The organism is Kaistella carnis (assembly GCF_003860585.1).
In the GTDB taxonomy this organism is placed as follows: Bacteria; Bacteroidota; Bacteroidia; order Flavobacteriales; family Weeksellaceae; genus Kaistella; species Kaistella carnis.
Genome location: NZ_CP034159.1, coordinates 2,637,323 through 2,658,545, shown reverse-complemented (window position 1 = coordinate 2,658,545; position 21,223 = coordinate 2,637,323). Strand labels below are relative to the sequence as shown.

Genomic DNA, 21,223 nt, shown 5'->3' with positions numbered 1-21,223 from the left:
TTCGAATAATCAATATTATCGAATTTTTTTAATGCATATTTACAATACACACAAAATGAAATTACTAAAACCTCTTGTTTTATTAGTCACTGCAATTACTATCAATGTCAATGCGCAGAGCAGCCGACCAGACAAACTTTACAGTTCAAACGGATTCGGTTTCTCAATACCGGTGGGTAAAACCGCAGATTATTATGGTCCAAAATTTTCAACAACGTTGGGTTTAAATATAGGATTAGGAAATGGTGGCTTATTTTTATATCCAAAATTAAGTTTACATGCTTATCAATTTAACCAACTTGTCGCCGATGAAGGGTATACTTATAAGGTACAAAAAGGAAGATCTACCACTTATTTATTAAACGTAGCGTTAGGTTACCGTAAAATTGTAGATAAATGGGCCTTTTACGGATTTGCAGGCGCTGGTGGAGGCTTTATTTTAACTCCACAAGCAAGCGTGAACGCTGCAACTTTCGAGGTGAACATGAAAAATAAAACTAATGCTATGGCGATTGCAGAGGCAGGTGGCGGTGTCGAATACAATCTTGGCGCTCTTAATTTATTTACAGAAGTAAGTTATATGCACGGCTTCAGAGATATACAGAATGAGAAATTTAATTCCGTCCCAATTTCAATTGGTATAAAACCAAATTTAAGTAAGTTATTCAAAAAACGTTAATCTCTAATTTTCATTTTTAAAATATAAAACCCTTTCAATTTTTGGAAGGGTCTTTTTTTTTGGAGCATCAAGATCTTGTATTTTTTGGGAAAACGGTCGCGCTGTCCGCTGTATCTTTTTTGTTTCGAAAATATAGTAAGTGCAGAAAAGGGAAAAAACAAAAAAGGATGCCGCTTCCATCCCGGCTGGAATTACTTTACCGTTTTTTATATAAAATTTTCAGAATTTACGATTACTTAATCCAAAGAATTAATCACCACATAATACCGATAAGCCAAAATTCCCTTTTGAAACTTATTCATTTTCAAAGGATCTTGCCCACCCAGTTTTGGTAAAACCTTTTTGTTGATTTCATTAAGTATTACAAAGAATTTCTTTTTCATAGCTTTTTAAATTGTATTTTTCAATGTACAAAATTACCATTAAATTGATCAAGTGAACGAGCTATTTAATAAACAGGTTTTCGAAATCATCATGCTGATTCCAAAAGGCAGAGTCACGAGTTATGGCGCCATTGCGAAAGCTATTGGCTATCCAAATCACGCAAGACACGTAGGAAACGCTTTGAGAAATTATGATGAGGATTTTCCCGCGCATCGTGTTTGCAATTCTTCCGGTAGAATTACGGCAAGCTGTGTTCGGGATTTTGTAGGGAAATTAAAATTGGAGGGTGTGGAAGTTAAGGACGGGAAAATTCAAAATTTTAAAAAGGTATTTTGGAATCCGCTGGAAGAATTATGAAATTCTAGACACGACGTCGCCACTTGCTCAAACTTACGATAAAATCCTATGACACAAAGAATCAAAAAATTTAGAATTCTCGACAAAAAAACCTTGTCAGGATTTGAAACCCTGACAAGGTTATAATTAAAAAATCTAACAAAGTCTTTCTTCTTCGTTCTCTTACTTACTCAACTGCTGGTAACTTCTCTGAATAAAATCCGTCAAGTCTTTTCCTTTCAACAAATTCTGAGAAAGTTTCGCTAAATCTAAAGCATACTTAATCTTAGAATTTTTCTCCTCAGCATTTTCATTTTTCAAAATTTCTGCAGCCAATTCGCTGTTAGAGTTCACCACCAGATTATACATTTCCGGGAAAACGCTCATTCCAAACATTCCGCCACCGCCGGTTGCCTGCATGTCTTTCATTCTACGCATAAATTCCGGTTGTGTAATGATGAATGGTGCTTCGGAACTTTCTAAGTCTTCAACCTGAACTGTAAATTTCGTATCGTTTACCGCTTCTGTAATGTTTTTCTTCAAAGCTTCTTTTTCCTCTTCAGTTAATTTAGAAATCGCTGTATCTTCTTTTTTGATCAAATTATTAATGTGATCAGCATCGACTCTGGCAAATGAAATTTTCTCTTTCGAAGTTTCTAATTTCTGAATTAAATGCGGAACAATCGGAGAATCTAAAAGCAGAACTTCATACCCCTTATCTTTCGCAGCCTGAATATAGCTGTGCTGTTCATCTGCATTTGTCGCGTACAAAATAACGAAGTTTCCGTTCTTGTCTGTTTGCAGCGGTTTTACTTTTTCTTCCAATTCAGACCATAAAAGATACTGCCCGTCGGTTGTTGGATATAATGCGAACTTATCAGACTTATCAAAGAATTTATCCTCGGAAATCATTCCGTATTCGATAACGATTTTAATGTCGTTCCATTTCTTTTCATAGTCTTCACGGTTTTCATTAAATAGAGAAACCATTTTATCAGCCACTTTCTTGGTGATGTAAGAAGAAATTTTCTTCACCGCACCGTCAGCCTGCAAATAAGAACGGGAAACGTTCAACGGAATATCCGGAGAATCGATCACACCGCGTAGTAACATTAAGAAATCCGGCACAATTCCTTTCACCTCATCGGTTACATAAACCTGATTTTGGTATAACTGAATTTTATCTTTCTCGATATTTAAACCATTCGTTAATTTCGGGAAATAAAGAATTCCAGTTAAGTTAAATGGATAATCTACATTCAAATGAATATTAAATAAAGGCTCCTCGAACTGCATTGGATACAATTCATGGTAGAATTCCTTATAATCTGCCTCACTTAATTCGCTCGGGGATTTCGTCCACGCCGGAGTTGGATTATTAATAATATTATCAACTTCTACCGTTTCCGCTTTTGCATCTTCTGCCGCGTCTTCCGGTAAAGGCAAAGTTTCTTTTTTCGTTCCAAATTTAATCGGAACAGGCATGAATTTATTATATTTTAACAACAATTCACGGATTCTGGATTCCTCCAAAAACTCCGTAGAATCTTCTGCAATATGAAGAATAATCTCAGTTCCTCTATCTGTTTTTTCAGTTGTTTCTTCCAAAGTGTATTCCGGACTTCCGTCGCAAATCCAACGAACTGCTGGCTCATCTTTATAAGATTTTGTAAGAATTTCTACTTTTTCAGCAACCATAAAGGCCGAATAAAATCCAAGACCGAAATGACCAATAATTCCGGAATCTTTTGCAGAATCTTTATATTTTTCTAAAAATTCTTCCGCACCGGAAAAGGCAACTTGGTTGATATATTTCTCAACTTCCTCTCCCGTCATACCAATTCCTTGGTCTATAATAGTTAAAGTTTTCGCGTCTTTATCAATTTTAACTTCGATTTTCGGTTGTCCGAAATCGACTTTAGCTTCACCGATACTTGTCAAATGTTTCAACTTCAAAGTCGCATCAGTCGCATTAGAAATCAGTTCACGCAAAAATATTTCGTGATCGCTGTACAAAAACTTCTTAATTAAGGGAAAAATATTTTCCACCGATACATTAATATTTCCTTTTGTCATGTTAATTGATTTTTAAATTATGAAGTTCAGTTCTCAAATAAAACACCAATCTGCTCAAAGTGACATATTGTCAATTTTTTTTGGGCAATCCCCTCGCTAAAGCTTTCCCGCCGCTCGGGTCGGGCTATGTGCACTGCAACTCCTCAAGCCATGCATTTCCCAACGCTTTTTCCGGGGTTTCCGTTTCTATCCCTATTGCAAAGCGGGATTTAATTAAGCGGATAGGTTTTCAAAAACAGTACAGAAGATTCTAGGTGTTTAGAACTATAAAAAAAAAGACAGCGAAATCGCTGTCTTTAAATTTAAAGTTGTTCAAATATCAGATCGATATCTTATTCCTTTTTATTTTTAATTTCTTCTCGGATTTTTGCTTCCAGTTCGTCAGCTAATTCAGGATTGTCTTTCAACATATCTCTTACCGCATCACGACCTTGACCCAATTTTGTTTCTGCATAGCTGAACCAAGAACCGCTTTTCTTTACAATTCCTAAATCAACCGCTGCATCTAAAATCTCACCGGTTTTAGAAACTCCTTCGCCGTACATAATATCAAATTCAGCAATTTTAAATGGAGGTGCTACTTTATTTTTCACGATCTTCACTTTTACACGGCTTCCTACCGCTTCATCACCTGTTTTAATCGGTGCACTTGCTTTTCTGATATCAATCCTTACCGAAGCATAAAACTTCAGCGCATTTCCTCCCGTAGTTGTTTCAGGGTTTCCGAACATTACTCCAATTTTCTCTCTCAACTGGTTAATGAAAATCACGGTACATTTCGTTTTAGAAATTGTTCCAGTTAATTTTCTCAACGCTTGAGACATTAATCTCGCATGAAGTCCCATTTTAGAATCTCCCATTTCCCCTTCGATCTCCGCTTTTGGAGTCAAAGCTGCCACTGAGTCAATTACTACAATATCAACTGCACCGGAACGGATTAAATTATCGGCAATTTCCAAAGCCTGTTCCCCATTATCCGGCTGAGAAATGATTAAATCATCCAGGTTAATTCCTAATTTTTTCGCATAACCTCTGTCAAATGCGTGTTCCGCATCGATAAAAGCTGCAATCCCTCCCGCTTTTTGCGCTTCGGCAATGGCGTGTAAAGTTAAAGTTGTTTTCCCTGAAGATTCCGGACCATAAATTTCAATGACTCTTCCTCTCGGGTAACCACCCACTCCTAAAGCTAAATCCAGTCCTAATGATCCAGACGGGATCACTTCAATAGAAGTATCCGCAGATGCATCTCCCAAAGTCATTACGGTTCCTTTACCGTAGGTTTTATCTAGTTTCTCAAGCACCAAAGCCAGTGCTTTTTTCTTATCTTCGATACTGCTCATTTGTAAAATTATTTTTTCAAAAATACGGAATTAAAAATTGAAAAAAAGTCAAATAAAATTTAATTATCACTTTTTTAAAATAATTTTTAAAAAATAATTGTTTGATAAGAAATAATTTTCTAGATTTGCACCACCAAAATAATGACAGACCCATGGTGTAACGGTAGCACTCCGGTTTTTGGTACCGTCAGTTGGGGTTCGAATCCCTGTGGGTCTACAAACAACTACTGTAAATCAGTAACTTAACATTATCGGGGACTAAATCGGGGACTAACGTTCCCGATTTTTTCCTTTTTTTATAGTTTTGTCTAATAAAGATATTTTGTAAATCATCTTCTCGCTGCAAATCTATTTTGATTTAGAGTGTCACTTTCGTAAATATTGTTATTCTGAATTAGTTCTTTAGAAATTAAACTTGCTGCATTCCTACTGTGCTCTACAGCAAATAAGTTTTCATTTTCTACTTGTCTATCTTTAACATAATTCCTATTCACATTTAACTTCAGTTGTAATTCCTTTTCTTCTTTATATTGAATGATTAGCGCATTTTTTGTTAGAGGCAACTCCTCAATCTGCGCTTCAATAATTGCAATCTTTTCCGCAGTCATTTCAGTCTGTATTTCTATCTCTGTCACATTTACTCCTTTTGAAGCAAGATTTGCAATGGTATTTTGAACTTCCGATTTTGCTAAATCAATCGATTTTTGATAGAACGGTAATTGGTTTTGCCAGTAATCAGAATTACTGTCTTCGGTGTTTGTCGCATAATCTTTAATTCTATCGTAAGAATTCTGTGCTTTCGCAACTTCACTCTGGACTTTTGTAAAATCTTCATATTTTCTTAAAACAAAAGCACTATCGGCAACAAATTTACTCTTCTCACTCTCTAATTTTCTTTTCAGCAATTCAATTTCAATTTTTGCTCTGGTTTCAGGATTTGTAATGATCGAAGTTTTTAGTTCATGTGTGCTTATATCAGAGATATCTAAAACGTTTGCACCCTTTTTCATTGCCTCTAAATATCTCGCTTGTTTTGCCTGTAATTTTTGCAACATAAAAACATCAATGCTATCATTCGTAAGCATAAAATTGATGCGCACATTTTCATTTTTGTTTCCCTGTCTCCACGCTCGACCTTCAACTTGTCGTAAAGATGTAAAATTGTAAGGCAATGTAAGCATATACACATCCGTCGTATTTTCCTGCAAATTCATTCCTTCTTGAATGGCTTCACTTCCAATTACAATTTTAATTTTGCCGGCATTAAAATCATCTTGAATTGCTACCCGTTGTTTTTTACTCGTTCCGCCAGTAATAATACCTACTTCATCGGGTTTATATCCGAGATCTTGTATTAGATATTCTTTCAATTTCGGAAATTGTGCCACAGCCAATTCAGAATATATGATCTGTCCAGAATTAGAGATATCTTCTTTATTTTGTCTGATCAGATTCATCATCTCAAATAATTTTGGTGAATTTTCTATAAATCCAGTTACAGTTGGTTCCTGACCATCATAATAAATTGATAAATAAGGTGAGAAAGCAATTAACCGAGCATTTAAAATATGGGTTAAGATTGCCCCAGGCGTTTCTGAATCAAAATTATCGTTCAGTAATTCATATTGCTCTTTCGTCAAATCATTCTGTTCAATTTTATATTCTTTATTAATTTTATTAGGGCGGATTAATTCTAAATTATCCTCCTCGCCTTTGATATCTATAAATTCTGAAAGTAGTTGCTGAAATAATTGATTGTTTTTAAATCGTCTAACATTTGCCTTGAATTTAATATCTCCTTTTGCGTCAATTTCCATATCGTTGTCCGCCTCCATAAAAGTTTCAAAGAAATTATTTACATTGAAATAACCTGACTCTTCTAATCTTTTGTTGGCTATTAATGATAAAATTGAATAATATTCCAAAGGTTTATTAGTAAAAGGCGTTGCTGAAAGTAGAGTTACATTTCTGCCATTTTGCTTATCCTGAATATATTGGGCTGCCATCCAAGTATTAATACCAAGTTTTGAAGTTTGTTGATTTTGATTTCTAAAATCTGAAGAAAAACGTCTGTCTTCAATCTTCACCTTTCCAACAATATGATTGGCGTTATGAACTTCGTCGTAGGTTAAATGATCAAAACCAAAATCTTCCCAATCATAAATTTTTCCACGTTTCATCTTGCCTTCGATCTCTTTCTCTTTTTGTAACTCAATCTGTTCTTCTCTTTCTGTATTTGTAACGCCCTTCAATTCGCTTGCTGAAATGTATTTGAATTTTGAGGACAGTTCTTCGGTAATTTCATTTGAGAATCCAATGTTATTAAACCCAGCATAAGTTACTATGGTTATTTCTCCCTCTTTATTATCGAACTTCGAGAGATCATAATCAGTACCCAAATTACCCAGAACATTGACTTTAGCATCTGGAATTGTTTCAAAAATAGTTTCTACCCATTGTTTCAGAATACTGTCATTTGGAACTACAATTAATGGTTTTTTTGAGTTTCCACGTTGCATCGCTTCATGTAAAGAAAGTATGCCAGATAATGTTTTTCCGAACCCAACTTCATGCGCCAAAAGTCCAACACCTTTGGTCGTTTGTCTTCCTATTCCAGATTTTTGAACTTCTGTCAATCTTAATTCTGTTCCTTTAAAGTTTTGGTAGATCTTTGAAAATAAAGGAAATTTTGAATAATCAGGCACGTGAATGTGATTGTAATTTTTGTTGAATTCCTTTACAAATCGCTCTCTTAAATCATCAGATAATTCTTCTGAAATAAATTTTGAAAATAAATCTTTTGCTGCAACTTTTCTACGGTCTCTAATCAATGCATTCCGCTCTTTATCACTTCCTGTTACAGTTTCGTTATCTACAAAACTTTTTACCTCCCAAGATGATGATCCTGCAAAAGCATCATTTGGTAAACTATCTACGAAGTCTTTAAATTTTTCTGCCAAATTATAATCAACAGTAACCATTTCAGTTTCTCGCTTTTCATGGTTGTATTGTTCTTTCTCAATCTGACCTAAATTAAATTTATGGACAAACTCATGATTTGGATTTATTGAAATTTCATCTAACGTTTTTAGTTTTGGTAGTACATTTAATAAAAGTGTCTTTTGCTTTTCATAATATTTTTTTTCCAAACCAGAAATTCCCCAATCTTCTTCGAAATCCTTTTCAAGTTGGTCTAACTTTTCATAAATATTCCCTTCTGCATAGTAAAAATCGTGAACATACTTTCCATTTTGATAGTTGGCGAACGCCATATGTCTGGTGTGATTTTCAATTGTCCCGTCATAAGAAGTAGCCTTGAATGCTGCAATTTGAGCATCTGTAATATCCGAACTGTTTTGTAAAGACGCATCCACAATTTTATCATCTTTTACAAACTGATACTTCAGAATTCCTTTCTTTATAAGTGGTAGCGACTGAATTTCATATTCAGGATTTTTACTTTTCTGGGATTGAAGTATTTTATCTGCTTTCTCAATTACATCCTTTAAAATTTTGACTGATAGTTTACCTTCGTCTCCAGAAATTTGAACTTTTAATTTTGAAAATTGATCTATTTGAGCAAGTATAGAGGGTGACTTGAACTTTAAAGCATTCAGATTTAAAAGTACTATCTCTAATTTTTCTAAAACTTCCTGTTTGAGTTTTTTATTTTCATTCGCTGTTTTAGTTGAAATATTCAGCGGAATTTCTGGAACGAGATCTCTGGCTTTCTTCTTTTCTGTAATATTTACATCTAAATCCTCAAAAAGATTTCCAATGCGGACCGTCTCTTTTTTATTCCGAAGATTATTTAAAAGTCCAAGTGCTTCTTCTAAATTTCCATGAACATAGAATTCCAAACGACCGAAACGATTGGTTTTTTCTCTAATTTCTCCTAAAATATTTTGAGGATTGTTTTGAAAATAATCTGAAATATCTTGTCTTATCGCTTGACTGTTCTCTTTAAGAATGATGATGTCTGTCCCGATTTGTGTGCCTGCAAAAGCACCACTTGGCAAACGATAAGCATTCAATAATTCAGCGTTATTCAACTTTTTTTGTCGATTTATCCAACCAGACGGAACGACCATTGCCAAGATTCCACCTTCTTTCAAAGAATCTATTCCACGTTTTATAAAATAATCCTCGTACTTTGAGATTTTACTCTCTTCACCTAAACCTTTGTACAAACCACGATGTTCGCCGTAAGGTGGATTACCAATTACCAGATCATACTTTTCAGAAAATTCAGTTAAATCCTTTTTAATGCCTTTTTCATTAATAAATTCCGTTTCAAATGACCGAAGATTAATTTCAGCTTCAGGATGAAATATTTTAGCAATTTTGGCGGTAATTTCATTTATTTCAAATGCAGTGACATTCGTCTTTATGGCTAATCCTTCTGCTGCATTTATAAATTTGCCAGTACCCACACTTGGTTCCAAAACAGAAATCTCCATCCTGCTTTTAAATCGACCTGAAATTAAATTGCGAACTGCATCTACAATCTTACTATCTGTGTAATATTCATCGAGAATTCCGCGACCTTCTTTGGCCGTGCCTCCACTTTTAAATTGACTACAAATATCTTTCAGATCATCTGAAATTATAATATTTTCATTGATTAAAATCTTGCCATTTTCAGAAACAAAGCAAGCCGCAGAAACTACTTCCGCGACTTGCTCATTGGTCAGTTTTTGACCTTTATATTTTTGAATTAAAATCTCTAATCCAGACGAAATATTAGAAGTTTTTTCTAATTTTCCATCCAGTTTAAATTCTCCGCTTTCATTTTTTGAAGCATTTTCTTGTTGTGAATTTCTAGTCGATTCTCCAACTCTTCTTCCTGATAGATCGATCCGCTTTGATTCTTTAGATCCATTTCTAACATCGTCGCTACCCAATCTTTGTCCGCTTGTGTTACTTCCTTTTTGCTGGGATTCGACAGTTTCGCTAAATTTTCTATCACCTGTTGTTGATTGGTTTTTGAAATTTTCATTTTCGCCAGATTTTTGTTCTACTAAATTAATATTTTTATTTTGAATTTTTATTTTATTCTGTAAATAATCATTCAAGTCATTATTTCCATTTTCTGAAATATTATATAATGTTCGAATGTCTTTAACATCCTGATCTTTAAAAAAATTTAAAATCTTATGTGTGGCTTGGCTTCCGGCTTTATCACCATCCAAACAAAGAAATATTTTACCTTTGTAATCGCTATATTTATTTAAAAATTTATCGAGATTTGTAGTAGAATTGAGTGTTATTAATGTTCTATTATTCTTTTGATTATTGACTTTTAGTAGTTGTGTGAAAGATAACATATCTGTCATTCCTTCAAAAACTACCACTTCATCTTTTGTACCTTTTATTTCTGAAATATCGTTTTTACCGATCTTGGATTTCATCAAAGAATTACGAATTTCAAAACCACCGGATATATTTTCAATTCCAATTCCAAAATAATTTTTGTCGCCAACTTCGTAATGAATTTGCCTCGTATTATCAATCAGAGTTTGCTTTGAAATACCTCTATCTTCGAAATAGGCAATCAATCTTTCATTATTTGGTATGAATGAATTTGAAATTCGAATTTCTACTGATTTACTTTCATCTCTCAATAAATCTTTTCGATTGTTTCTAAAATCATTATCGTATTGCATAAAGTTCTGATTAAAGTTTTTAACGTATTCTAATGAATCATTCCAGTCTAATTTTTCAAAAGTCATTACTGCTTTTAAAATCTGACCGCCTTCATCTGACTTGAAATCATAATAGCCATCTACTGAAACAGAAAATTTATTATCATCTGTCAAAAAATAATATTCGTTCCTAATTTTGCGGTCAAACTTCACAACATTTCGATCTTGTAAATGCTGAAAATAATCAACCAAAGAAATACTATTGGAAATCTGTCGAACTTCATCTTCAGAGTAAAAACGAGAATCTACAGCCATTACTTCTTCTTTACAAAAGCATTAAAATCAAAAATTTCCTTGGCCTCATTGTCCCAATTCTTTCTTGTAATCAATTGAAGCGTAACAAAAACATCCTTCTTTTTGTTGTAAGAATCTATGCGCTCTAATCTACCGCCATAGTCTTCTTCGGCGTGTTTGTATAGGGAATAAGGTAAAATCGTATCTGTTGGATAAATATAAAACCTTGAGTAACTCCAGGGCGAATTCACCTCAAATCTTTTGTAATTTTTATTGAATAAAATTGTGTCCGACAGATTTTTTTTATTCTTATAATTGGGAATCCAGTCTTTTGAAAAAATAGCACCTTCCATTTTATTTTGAAGTAAACTCGGTTTTTGTTTTTTAGAAATTTCTGAAAAAATAGTATTTCCGCTATTTTCAGTCCCGATTTTAAAGTAAACAGAATCCCTTATGTAGTAAATGTTTTCTGTCAATTCAGGAAAGTTCAAATCTGGTATTAGTTCCAAAATATTTGAGTTTGAATAATTCATCCTTGAAATATGAAAATTCTGGACTTTATCTAAACCTTTTGAAGCATCCACATAAACGTTCGAAATTAAATCAATTCCCCCTTTTTCAGGTTTGATCTTTTCTTTGCAGGAATAAAAAGTCAATAATATCAGCATCAAAACAAAATATTTGGGATTTGATATGGAATGATCTTGAAGAGGATTTGAAAATTGGTGTAACATAATCTTTGCTTTTTAAAGAAAAAAAACGGTTGATAAAATTTTCGTCAACCGTTTTTGTAATTAATGTTTGCGGTTTTTTTATCTCTTAATACTTTGCTCTTTCACGTTGCCTTTATCGTGCTTATTATCGTTCTCCAAACCTTCCAGAGGTTTATTTGTATTTATGCGGTTCATCTCATTATCGTAAATGCTTAAATTTTTATATTGAGGATTAAGCACAGCTTTGCCTTCCACAACATTATCATCTATTTCAAATTTGACTTTCACCACGTTTCCTTTTTCCAAAGATTTTATAGTGCTTTCTCTATATTCGGGTTTATCGAAGATCAGATTAGATTTCTCTACGATTTGATCGGTATCTACTCCATAATTTTTGTAGAAATTTTGAAAATTATAATTACCGTTTTCAGATTTAGGCTCCGCAAAATTTAGTTTTACAAAAGCCGGTTCTAATTGTTCTGTTTTCGGATTGGTAAATTCAATTTTTACCGATCTTCCTTCTAACAGATTTACCGCTTCTTTTGCTGTAAATGTATTCTCTCTATTCACCTTGAAATTCTGTGAGATTTCTTCACCCTTATCATTATTCAAAACTGCTTTGTAGGAATTTAGAAATACACCGCCACTTTCTGTTTTGTTAAATTTTAAAGTAAAATCCACTTCATTTCCGAGCGACGCTCTATCTGAACTGGTCTTAAGTTCAAATTGATTTTCCACAGAGTCTATTCCTGCTTTTAAATCCTTGTGAAATTTTTCACTTTCACCAAAACCTAAATATTTTAATTGGTTTTGTAAATAATCTACCTGGTCAAATTCTTTGTTTTCCATAATTTCTGATTTTAAATTGTTATTGTTAATTGTAATATGTATTGTCGATTGTCTATTAGAAAGAAAATCAATCGCACTTTTTAAATCTTCTGGCGATGAAATAAAAAATTTCTTCATTCCCTTTCCTTCTGTTAAAGTGTAGGTTTGATTTTCAGAAAATGAAATATTCTTTAAATTTTTTAAAACCTCGGGAATTGTTTTAATTGAAAATGATTTCGTTAAAGAATCGTCACTTGATAATTCAGACAATCTAAATGGATCTTCGCTCAAGATCTTCTTTTGATTTTGGCTATAATAAAGTTGAAATTTCTTTTCTTGTGCGGTGAAAACTCTCTCGCCATCTCGAAAGAAAAATTCTGGACTTGATTCTTTCAATTCTTTAACAAAACCTTTATAGGCTTCGCTTTTCGGTATCTTAATTTTATCAAGCAAGGAAAGTTTTATCTCTTCTGGTTTACTCGTGTATTTTACTTCGGCTTCATTTGTAGTACCCAACTTATTTGAAACACTGTTTATTAAGCCACTATCTGCAAAAGAATCATACATTTTTCTACCATTTTCGCTTTTAAATTTAAGCCCATCTAAAATCTCAATATTTGAAAATTGAAGTTTTTCATTATATTTATTTACCTCTTCCGGCGTGATATTATTACCATAAAGAATGCATTTATTTCCACCAAACTTTGCCACTTTGCCTATAATAAAACCAACTTGATTTTCAGGAGGCATTATAAATTTCCCAACAATATTTAATTGATTATTAATGATCAACATTTCGGTTTTATCTGATACTCCAAACTTTTGGGATGTAATAAATTTGGCAATATCTGCCGAACTTGTTATTTTTTCCGGCTGATAATTTTCAACTAAAACCTGTTTACTAAATGAATAAGGCTGAATTTCCTGAAAGGCATTTGGATTGGATTTCATTGCCATTTTATCTTCGAAAATTTCATTGAAAACTACATACTGTCCGCTTCTCAAATTAATTATTACACCATCGTTTACGATTATATCTGAATCATCCAATGCTGCTCTCAATTTTCTGATACAGTCAATATCTGCCTTGGAAACTTTTAAATTTCCACTCGGATGATTGTGAACTAAAGTAATTGAAGAAGGATTTACTTCCAGCACATTACCTATCATTAATCGATTATCAACGAAGGCTGCATCAAATGTTCCAGTAGAAATGTGCTGTACGAAATAACCTTTGTCTTTGAAATCATAAACTAAAAATGCGTGCTCAACGGCTTCATTTTCCAAAGATTTAAAAAGCCACGCTACATCATCTACACTTGTAATTTTTTCATTTCCGAATAACTGCAATGATTTATTTTCTGCAAACCGTCGTTCTATTAATGCAAAATCTGTGGATTGAAGAGAATCTTGTGGTTCCCGTAATAAATTGGATCCGGCACCAGTATCGCCGGCGTTAAAAAGTTTAAAGGGTAATTTTTCTCCCGAGGATGTTTTCGCATAATGCGTAGTTTCATCCTCCTCAAATGCAAAATTCGAGTTTGCCGATAATTTCTTTTTCTCTGCTGTATTATCCGTCTGAATTTGTTGTTCATCTTGTCCTAAATTTTTATCATACTTTTCATACAATTCCTGTCGCAGTTCATTAATTGGCACCACAGCATCATAATCAATCAGGTGCACTTTGCTTCCTTCCTCCAACCTCACTTTCAGAGATTCGCCATTTTTAAAATAATTGAACCCCATTTTCATAAATTCAAGATTAGCAATCGCTTCATCTATAGATTCAAAATCCATTTTCTGAAAACCAGGTGATTCCTTATTTTCATTGTATTTTCCAACGTCTAAAGTGATACTCATTTTGAATTAATTAACGTCTAAAACCTCTTGACTTTTCTCTGTTTTCTTCTTCTTTCATTTCTGCTTCATGCTCGCGGTTTGCATCTTGATACAAATCCGGATCGTTCACATTTAGTTCAATATCTGATTTTTCCTGTTTTGGATTTAATTGTGAAATGGAGTTTACCGTATTAATTTCTTTCGAAACAATATTTAAATCGTTAGTAATTTCTTTTGCTATTTCAGGGTATTGATCAATTTTGTCCTGTAAAAAACCTTTCAATTTTAGAAGTTCTGTTTTGTAGCGATTTAATTCAGAAATATCTTTTTTATCGGCAATGATTGCAGTCAATTCCAGTGCGTTTTTTATTAGGTCAAACTCAATTACCTTATTCGTTTCCTTATCAAACACAAAGGCTTTCTTTTCAAAATCTAATTGGTTGTTGCCTTTAGACAGATCTTTTATTTCCGAATATTCTATCCTTTCCTTGCTTTCTGCCAAAATGCTGGAAATATTTTTATCCCTTTCCAGAAAAACTACATTCAATCGGCTGTTATTTTCAACCAGTTGAAAAGTCGCTCTGTTTTTTTCATTGTCTGCTACAATGGTATATCCCTGAAGGAATTTCTGAATATCTTCTGCGGAAAGTTTTTTTGAAAAAGAATTATCAGGTTCTACAATTCCGTATTTCTTTAATTCGTCTGTAGGTAAATTGTTAGTTTGCATAATTTTGTGCTATTAGATTATTTGCTTTAATTAAATCGTTCAGAAACCGTATTGGATTGATATAGTTGCCATTTTCAATCACAGAAAAATGTAAATGTGGACCAGTAGAGTTACCAGAATTACCGCTTTTTGCAATGGTAAATCCTGCTTTTACAAATTCTCCCACCTTATAATATATTTCAGAAAGGTGCATGTAGGCCGTTACAAAAGAATTTGAATGTTTAACTTTTATATAATTTCCTCCACCTTTCGGATCCCACCCTGAAGCGGTTACTATGCCATCCATTACAGAGTAAACCTTTTCGTAATTTGCTTTTAAATCCGCTCCGTTATGAAGTTTTCTTCCGCCAAAAATCGGATGAGTTCGGGTTCCATAAGGCGATGTCACAGAGATTCCATTTTTTAATGGCATGTGGATTTTGGAAACTAAATTCTGCTCATTATCATCTATAAAACTAAAAGTCTTAACCGATTTTAAATCATTTTTCAAATGCGCATTCGCTTTTAGAATGAGTACTAATGAATCTTCAATCCTTTTAAAATCAAATTTCTGATCTTTAAGTTTTGATGAATTATTTTTCATCATTATTGATTTTAGAGAATCAATTTCTCGTTTTAATTCTGCCTTTGATGTAGTTTTAAAGATATTCATAAAACCGTTTTTCTTTCCCTCTTTTGTAATTTCTGTATTTTGTTTTCTTAATACATTTTGATTTTCCGTTGCGGGAATATCCTTATTAACAACAGTGCGCGTAAATGTGTTGAATTGCGCATTCATCATTTGGCTAAAAAGGACTGTTAGTACAAGAATTGAAATTTTTAACTTCATATTTATTATTTTATGCTTTTGCAGTTTCATTAACTATTAATTCTACTTCCATATTTATTTTTCTGAAGTTTGTCATTAGGACTTCTTCCTTTCTATCATTTCCTTTCTTATCTAGAAATGAGTAATAGTCGGGCATCCTTAAATAATTGTCTTCTTCTTTTTTGATAGCGCTCATATCAAGATTAATCTTTCCGCTGATCGCAGAAGTTTTATATTCTTCAGTATTATTTTCTTCTCCTTGTGCGATCATTCCAACCATTTCTCCAGTTTTTAATGCTGCAATTTTTCCTGCAGGAATCATAAAATCCATTTTTTCATTGATGCTTGTTGAAGTGCCGGTTTGGGAAATAGATTGCGAATAACTTTTCTGTTTTATTTTGCCGAACATTTTCTCCATCCAATCCAAAGTATTTTTATCTCTGGCAGAACCTGAAATTATATTTCCCACGATTGCTGAAATAGTATCTGCTACTTCTTTCTTATAAAACTGTCGCAGTTGTGGAATTTCTTGCAGACCTAAAATCACAGCGATCTTATTACTTCTGGCTGTTGCGACTACATTGTCGATCTTGTGGATATATATAGTTGGAAACTCATCTGCTATAATTCCACCCGGTAAATTACCTTTTGAATTGATCAGCCTCAACGTTCGGTTTAAAACTGAAGAATAAAGTGCGGAATTAATATCCTGCGTTCCTGGATCTGAAGCCAAAATGACAATGGAAGGATTTTCTTTATCTGTGATTTTTAATTCAACTTCATCACCAGAAAAAACCCAAAAACTTTCTTTTGTTGCCAGTCTGGAAAGAAATATTTTTAAAGTTCCTACCTGTCCTTCTAACTGATCAAATGCTTTATTATCGTAAGCCGTTTTAAATGGCGAAAGCAATGAGTAAATTTCTTCATTTGAAAAAAGTGTATCAAAAATATCTTTATAACTCCTGTTCATAAATGAAAGAATGTGTGGCAAGTCAGAATATTTGCCATTCTCAAAGCGCGCAAAAAAATAAATACTCGAAGAGAGAAAGTTGATAGCAGACTGCGTGAAAAATGCTTCCGATCCACCTCCCGAACTTGAACCTCCTTTTTGAAGCGAGGAAACCATCGATTCTGCCATTTCCTGTGCTTCTGCCAATGTTTGGATATATTCTTTTTTAAATGGATTTACCCTTTTTGATTTTTCAACCTCATTTAAATTGATGACGTGGAATTCGTGATGATAGTCCGGATCTCTGTTCTTTTTTAGTAAATAATGATAGTATGCGATTTTGGCTAAATCGGGAAACTTGAAATCGTAAATACAGAGACAAAACCCTTTATCGATCATCTGTCGGATTGCTGGATTAATCACTCCAAAAGATTTTCCAGATCCTGGCGTTCCAATAACCATTGTTCCTCTAAATGGATTAATATTAATCCAACCTTTATTGGTTTTTTTATTAAACCTGAAGAGATATGGAATATTTACAGAAGTATCCGTATTGACCAACTCCGTATTTTGCGCAAAACTTTCCTCCTCAATATTCCACCGATCTTTCCCCATTTTCTGCTGCATCAATTTTGAAATATTATCTGCACCAACCTGCGCTACCAATGCTCCTAAAAATGATAGTAGCGTGTAAATAATTTGAAAGAAATTTAAAGGTGGAAATATTTTCGGCAAACTATTATTGCCTGCTTCTGAAACAATTAGAAGGGAACCAAACATTAAGGCTAAACCAATAATTATTGGTAAAATGATCTGCTTTCCAATATTAAGATCAATTTTCTTTTTTGCTCTCGTTCCAATTGCAACCAATGCTATTAAAACTATCGTGCAAAACTTTGCATTTAAAGGTGGGTAAAATAAACCCATCTTTGAAAACTTGGTAAGCAAATCTGTTACAAATGGAATTTTAGCGGTTAGAAAAAACAACGATGCACAGTCCAACAAAACGATGAAGTAAACCATCTTCTGGAAAAAACTGTAGATCTTAATTTGATTCTGTTGTTCTTGCATCTTTTTATACTTTAGAAATCAAGTGCTCTTTAGATTTCCCTGATTTATCATAATACAAATCAATTATAGAATTGATTACTAAACAATCAATGTAAACTCCGCACTGTAAATAGAAATTTCTTAAATTCTCAATTATTTCTGAAAAGTCTTGTTTTGATATATTCTGATAATATATTTTATGGAATTTTAACTGCTTAATTTCTTCATTTTCTTCTAATTCATTTGTATCACCAACAATGATTGAATATTCTTTAATTTTTGATAAAGCGCCAATCCAAAAGTATTCTCGTGCATAAAAAATATTGCAGTGTGAGCCTTCGATTTTCAATTTTTTTATACTTATCGGAAAAATAGTTACGAAATAATCATAAAATTCATATTTAAGTTCATCACCTTTTGCTCGTATTATGGTTTGCTTAAGTTCGTTTTTCATTTTATTATCTCTTAATTTAAAAGGTATCTGCGTTCAAAATGTCAGAATACTTCACTTTCATTTCTATGGCTCTGCCAGACAGTTGTTCTTCCAGCAAACGGATCTTCATCACCTTACTATTTGGATAAGTGAATTTTTTGAACACATAAATATTGCGGTAATTCTTTTTAAATTCTTTTTGACGGTACAATTGATAAATGGGCTCGAGTGTGATACTTTGATTGTTTGTTGCTTTGTAAATTTTCTTGTCTTCTACTGAAAATTTTATTGCATCTATATCATATCCCAGATTGGTAGAATTTAAAAAAGTCATGTCTAAAAAGATGTAATCATTAACCACATAAACGTTGTTGATTTGCATCGTCAATTTTAAATTTATCACTTCCCGAATTGGTTTACCTACCAATTTTTTTCGCAAAATATCTAGTGAAAACTTTTGCAATTCTGTACTTGAAAATGCCAGTTTTGGATATTCAAGAGGCTGCATATCTTCGGGTTGAATTTGAATATTTGTAACTGCTTTCCTTTCAAAATCCAAATAATTTATTTTGTATTGTGCCATAAAAGATTGGCAAACAATTGTAATCACACCCAAATTATTGAGATCAATATTCTTTTTAGTTGCAGCAGAATCTGATTCTAAAATATCAGTAATTTTGATTCTTGCAATATTTTCTGCAGGTAGATCTCCTGTTAAATTATTAGTGGACAAATCCACAAATTGTATTGGTTCCGGTGAAATAATATGCAGACTTATTCCTTTTGAAATTTCCAGATTGGTAAGATCTGTAACCCTTTTTTCTGCTATTTCAGTTTGGGCAAAAATGCTTGCTGTTGAAAGAAAAAACAGACAGCAAATGAGGTTTGTTATTGAATTTTTAATCATTGTTATTTTTTTTAAGTTCTTTGTCATTGATCAGATAGATGTAAGAATTGTATTTTAGTTTTGCTTTATTTTGCCGAATCATATTGGAAATCGTTTTCGAAGTAGAACTGAATAAACTAGAGAACAGGCTCGTGAAAAAACTTTCTCCACCACTATCCATTTGAGTTCCCTGCACGGAATTACTTCCCATCTCGCGAAGCATTTCCCGGAAGTCACTTTGTGGAACGTAAAGTCCCTGCATTCCGTCCATATCAAAAACAGAGAGATTGACTGGTAAAATATTTCCGTCTTTTAAAATTGAAATCACATTTAGATTTACCCTTTGCATTGAGAAGCCTGAAATCTGTCCGTACAGGATTGTTCCTTTATTAATTTTGTGCTTTCCTACATTTATCTCTTCAAGTAATCTAAATCGAATTCTACTTCCCAAATAGCCTTTGGTATTTTCATCTATCACCGCTTTAATAAAATTGTCGCCGTTCTTTTTAGCGATTGAATTAAAACTTGGATTAAGTGAAGATTTATCTACCCTCAATGTTGAATTAAGAAATGCAGTCATTTTTTCTTTATTTCTTTTCAATTTATTCTCTGCGGCAAGGGCTGATTGATATTCCGGATCTTTTGCTTTTTCTAATGAATCCATCATGAGCATTTGCTTTTTCAACATTTTAACAGGATCATTTTCAACCTCGTTTTTCGCTGATCGGAAATTATTTTGAGTGGCTGAACTACTATTTCCATTAATATCATTTCCACTACTCTGATTATTCAGTATTCTCATCATTTCCGCGGAACGCTGAAAGTCTTTTTCATCAGAATTATTTTGGGACTTTTGTTTGTAATAGGATTCGTTCCCAACATTACCATTTGCGCCACTATTCAGACTTCTTACAATTTTTAATGAATCTATATATCGCTTCTGCTTATAATCCAGATTATCAGAATAATTTTGCAAACTATCTTTGTCTTTATCCATTCCATCCAGCATTGATCTTCCGTCACCTCTTTCAAACAGATCATCATATGCCGCATTTTTAGATAAAATAGAATCTTGAGTTTCACCTAAATTCAATGAGAGATCCTGCGAAGTTTCCGCCGTTGATTTGTCTTTAGCCATGTATTTTGTAGTCTGAAAACCAAGAAAAATAATAACCGGCAAAAGAATCAGTGGGAAAATATATTTTGGCTGTTTAAAATTAATTTTCTTAATGTCCATTTTTTAAATTTTGATATTGGTTGAACAAATATTCTATTCGAAGGCTGTCATTTTTTGAAAGTGGGTCGCTTTCTCTTTTCTTTTTCAATGATTGCAATTCGTTTACGATCACCTCTATTTTTTGATCATGTTTATCCATATCAGCCTTTACCTGATCACTTTCAGAATACATTGTTGGAATTTTATTACCTATCGATAGTTTGGGGGTGAAAAAGTGGTATTGAATAAAAATCAACCCAAAAGATATTATCAGCACAACCATTATGTATCGGTACACTTTCTTTGGATGTTGATATATCCACTCTTTTAACATGAGAAGATTTTTCTTCGTTAAATTATATTTTGCTGTAAACATTAGTAGTTTGATTTTGCTTTGTTGGATAACTCACTATTATCTAAAATCCTCCAATTTCTCAATAACACACCATGTGGATTATTCGGACTTCTGATCATATCCTCAAAATTCCCTTCAGTAATCAATTTTCTCATGATTAAACTATTTTTTCGATTGATCATTTGAGTGCCGTAGTAGATGAATTTTTTACCTGGCAGATCCATTTTTATAGAATCAGCACGAACAGTAACAAGTGAGTTTCCGGATATTATTTGATTGTAAAAACCTTTTTCTCTTAAATTGGTGTATTCCTTCTTTCCACTATCATCAATCAAATACAACGATTTTTCAACATTTTCCTTAATGTATCTATCGTCCGGTGCAAGTGTGAAAAATAACCTGTGAAATAATTCGACTTGAGATTTGTATTCTACGGGACGATTTAAAAGTTCGTCGGTTTGTTTGATCAAAATCGGCACACCATTATCAATCACGTAAAGAGATTTTCTAGAATCCTTTATCAACTGATAGGCGAAAACAAATCCCACAATCACGATTACAACCGAAAACAGAATTGAGGCTATCGACACCGCTTTATTTATTTTGATTTTTTGTTCTATGTTTTTTACGAGCATTTTAAACTGATTTTTTATTTGAAATGAAGA

General features: G+C 33.0%; 16 protein-coding genes and 1 tRNA gene. 3 read left to right on the top strand and 14 right to left on the bottom strand.

What is annotated here, in order from left to right:
- Positions 1–55 precede the first annotated feature (55 nt).
- A complete protein-coding gene (locus EIB73_RS12350) occupies positions 56–679 on the top strand; it encodes an autotransporter outer membrane beta-barrel domain-containing protein (protein ID WP_164467894.1) in 624 nt (207 codons plus the stop codon).
- A 236-nt stretch (positions 680–915) separates the two neighbouring features.
- On the opposite strand, the gene EIB73_RS15085 is transcribed toward EIB73_RS12350, so the two are convergent.
- On the bottom strand, positions 916–1,062 hold the full coding sequence (locus EIB73_RS15085) for a hypothetical protein (protein WP_164467893.1): 147 nt from the start codon (positions 1,060–1,062) through the stop codon (positions 916–918).
- A 91-nt stretch (positions 1,063–1,153) separates the two neighbouring features.
- Between EIB73_RS15085 and EIB73_RS12345 the strand changes: the two genes are divergently transcribed.
- The gene (locus tag EIB73_RS12345; RefSeq protein ID WP_262706747.1) at positions 1,154–1,420 is read left to right on the top strand and encodes an MGMT family protein; all 267 of its coding nucleotides are present in this window, start codon (positions 1,154–1,156) and stop codon (positions 1,418–1,420) included.
- A 162-nt stretch (positions 1,421–1,582) separates the two neighbouring features.
- Here EIB73_RS12345 and htpG read toward each other — a convergent pair whose 3' ends face one another.
- The gene (gene htpG, locus EIB73_RS12340; protein ID WP_125025561.1) at positions 1,583–3,475 is read right to left on the bottom strand and encodes a molecular chaperone HtpG; all 1,893 of its coding nucleotides are present in this window, start codon (positions 3,473–3,475) and stop codon (positions 1,583–1,585) included.
- A gap of 332 nt (positions 3,476–3,807) precedes the next feature.
- Positions 3,808–4,815 carry a recombinase RecA gene (gene recA, locus EIB73_RS12335; protein WP_125025560.1) on the bottom strand — a complete coding sequence of 336 codons (1,008 nt, stop codon included), beginning with the start codon at positions 4,813–4,815 and terminating at the stop codon, positions 3,808–3,810.
- Between the two features lie 146 nt (positions 4,816–4,961).
- On the opposite strand from recA, the gene EIB73_RS12330 reads away from it, so the two are divergent.
- Positions 4,962–5,032: transfer RNA gene (locus EIB73_RS12330), tRNA-Gln, on the top strand.
- A gap of 112 nt (positions 5,033–5,144) precedes the next feature.
- On the opposite strand, the gene EIB73_RS12325 is transcribed toward EIB73_RS12330, so the two are convergent.
- From EIB73_RS12325 to traK, 11 genes are all read right to left on the bottom strand, one after another.
- Complete coding sequence (locus EIB73_RS12325) at positions 5,145–10,775, bottom strand: Eco57I restriction-modification methylase domain-containing protein (RefSeq protein WP_228411240.1); 5,631 nt, start codon at positions 10,773–10,775, stop codon at positions 5,145–5,147.
- Positions 10,775–11,488 (bottom strand): hypothetical protein, encoded by a 714-nt coding sequence (locus EIB73_RS12320; protein WP_228411239.1) that lies wholly within the window; start codon positions 11,486–11,488, stop codon positions 10,775–10,777. Before EIB73_RS12320 ends, EIB73_RS12325 begins: the two co-directional genes overlap by 1 nt.
- Before the next feature lie 78 nt (positions 11,489–11,566).
- Positions 11,567–14,155 carry a JAB domain-containing protein gene (locus EIB73_RS12315; RefSeq protein ID WP_125025559.1) on the bottom strand — a complete coding sequence of 863 codons (2,589 nt, stop codon included), beginning with the start codon at positions 14,153–14,155 and terminating at the stop codon, positions 11,567–11,569.
- A gap of 10 nt (positions 14,156–14,165) precedes the next feature.
- Positions 14,166–14,861, bottom strand: coding sequence for a hypothetical protein (locus tag EIB73_RS12310; RefSeq protein WP_125025558.1), 696 nt, complete (start codon positions 14,859–14,861; stop codon positions 14,166–14,168).
- Positions 14,851–15,690: a M23 family metallopeptidase gene (locus EIB73_RS12305; protein WP_228411238.1), complete on the bottom strand. Its 840-nt coding sequence runs from the start codon at positions 15,688–15,690 to the stop codon at positions 14,851–14,853. The genes EIB73_RS12310 and EIB73_RS12305 overlap by 11 nt, the downstream gene beginning before the upstream one ends.
- A 10-nt stretch (positions 15,691–15,700) precedes the next feature.
- A complete protein-coding gene (locus EIB73_RS12300; protein WP_125025556.1) occupies positions 15,701–17,689 on the bottom strand; it encodes a type IV secretion system DNA-binding domain-containing protein in 1,989 nt (662 codons plus the stop codon).
- 4 nt (positions 17,690–17,693) lie between these two features.
- Positions 17,694–18,122: a hypothetical protein gene (locus tag EIB73_RS12295; RefSeq protein ID WP_125025555.1), complete on the bottom strand. Its 429-nt coding sequence runs from the start codon at positions 18,120–18,122 to the stop codon at positions 17,694–17,696.
- Between the two features lie 16 nt (positions 18,123–18,138).
- Positions 18,139–19,008, bottom strand: coding sequence for a conjugative transposon protein TraN (traN, locus tag EIB73_RS12290; protein WP_125025554.1), 870 nt, complete (start codon positions 19,006–19,008; stop codon positions 18,139–18,141).
- Entirely contained in the window at positions 19,001–20,224 is a 1,224-nt protein-coding gene (gene traM / locus EIB73_RS12285; RefSeq protein WP_317132666.1) for a conjugative transposon protein TraM, read from the bottom strand. The genes traN and traM overlap by 8 nt, the downstream gene beginning before the upstream one ends.
- Positions 20,214–20,579: a hypothetical protein gene (locus EIB73_RS15080; protein WP_164467892.1), complete on the bottom strand. Its 366-nt coding sequence runs from the start codon at positions 20,577–20,579 to the stop codon at positions 20,214–20,216. Before EIB73_RS15080 ends, traM begins: the two co-directional genes overlap by 11 nt.
- Positions 20,579–21,193 carry a conjugative transposon protein TraK gene (traK, locus tag EIB73_RS12275; protein ID WP_125025552.1) on the bottom strand — a complete coding sequence of 205 codons (615 nt, stop codon included), beginning with the start codon at positions 21,191–21,193 and terminating at the stop codon, positions 20,579–20,581. The genes EIB73_RS15080 and traK overlap by 1 nt, the downstream gene beginning before the upstream one ends.
- Positions 21,194–21,223 lie beyond the last annotated feature (30 nt).

Bases quoted from the DNA above. Each gene is read 5' to 3' on its own strand.
- EIB73_RS12350 (WP_164467894.1), top strand. From the start codon at position 56: ATGAAATTACTAAAACCTCTTGTTTTATTAGTCACTGCAATTACTATC.
- EIB73_RS15085 (WP_164467893.1), bottom strand. From the start codon at position 1,062: ATGAAAAAGAAATTCTTTGTAATACTTAATGAAATCAACAAAAAGGTT.
- EIB73_RS12345 (WP_262706747.1), top strand. From the start codon at position 1,154: ATGCTGATTCCAAAAGGCAGAGTCACGAGTTATGGCGCCATTGCGAAA.
- htpG (WP_125025561.1), bottom strand. From the start codon at position 3,475: ATGACAAAAGGAAATATTAATGTATCGGTGGAAAATATTTTTCCCTTA.
- recA (WP_125025560.1), bottom strand. From the start codon at position 4,815: ATGAGCAGTATCGAAGATAAGAAAAAAGCACTGGCTTTGGTGCTTGAG.
- EIB73_RS12325 (WP_228411240.1), bottom strand. From the start codon at position 10,775: ATGGCTGTAGATTCTCGTTTTTACTCTGAAGATGAAGTTCGACAGATT.
- EIB73_RS12320 (WP_228411239.1), bottom strand. From the start codon at position 11,488: ATGTTACACCAATTTTCAAATCCTCTTCAAGATCATTCCATATCAAAT.
- EIB73_RS12315 (WP_125025559.1), bottom strand. From the start codon at position 14,155: ATGAGTATCACTTTAGACGTTGGAAAATACAATGAAAATAAGGAATCA.
- EIB73_RS12310 (WP_125025558.1), bottom strand. From the start codon at position 14,861: ATGCAAACTAACAATTTACCTACAGACGAATTAAAGAAATACGGAATT.
- EIB73_RS12305 (WP_228411238.1), bottom strand. From the start codon at position 15,690: ATGAAGTTAAAAATTTCAATTCTTGTACTAACAGTCCTTTTTAGCCAA.
- EIB73_RS12300 (WP_125025556.1), bottom strand. From the start codon at position 17,689: ATGCAAGAACAACAGAATCAAATTAAGATCTACAGTTTTTTCCAGAAG.
- EIB73_RS12295 (WP_125025555.1), bottom strand. From the start codon at position 18,122: ATGAAAAACGAACTTAAGCAAACCATAATACGAGCAAAAGGTGATGAA.
- traN (WP_125025554.1), bottom strand. From the start codon at position 19,008: ATGATTAAAAATTCAATAACAAACCTCATTTGCTGTCTGTTTTTTCTT.
- traM (WP_317132666.1), bottom strand. From the start codon at position 20,224: ATGGACATTAAGAAAATTAATTTTAAACAGCCAAAATATATTTTCCCA.
- EIB73_RS15080 (WP_164467892.1), bottom strand. From the start codon at position 20,579: ATGTTTACAGCAAAATATAATTTAACGAAGAAAAATCTTCTCATGTTA.
- traK (WP_125025552.1), bottom strand. From the start codon at position 21,193: ATGCTCGTAAAAAACATAGAACAAAAAATCAAAATAAATAAAGCGGTG.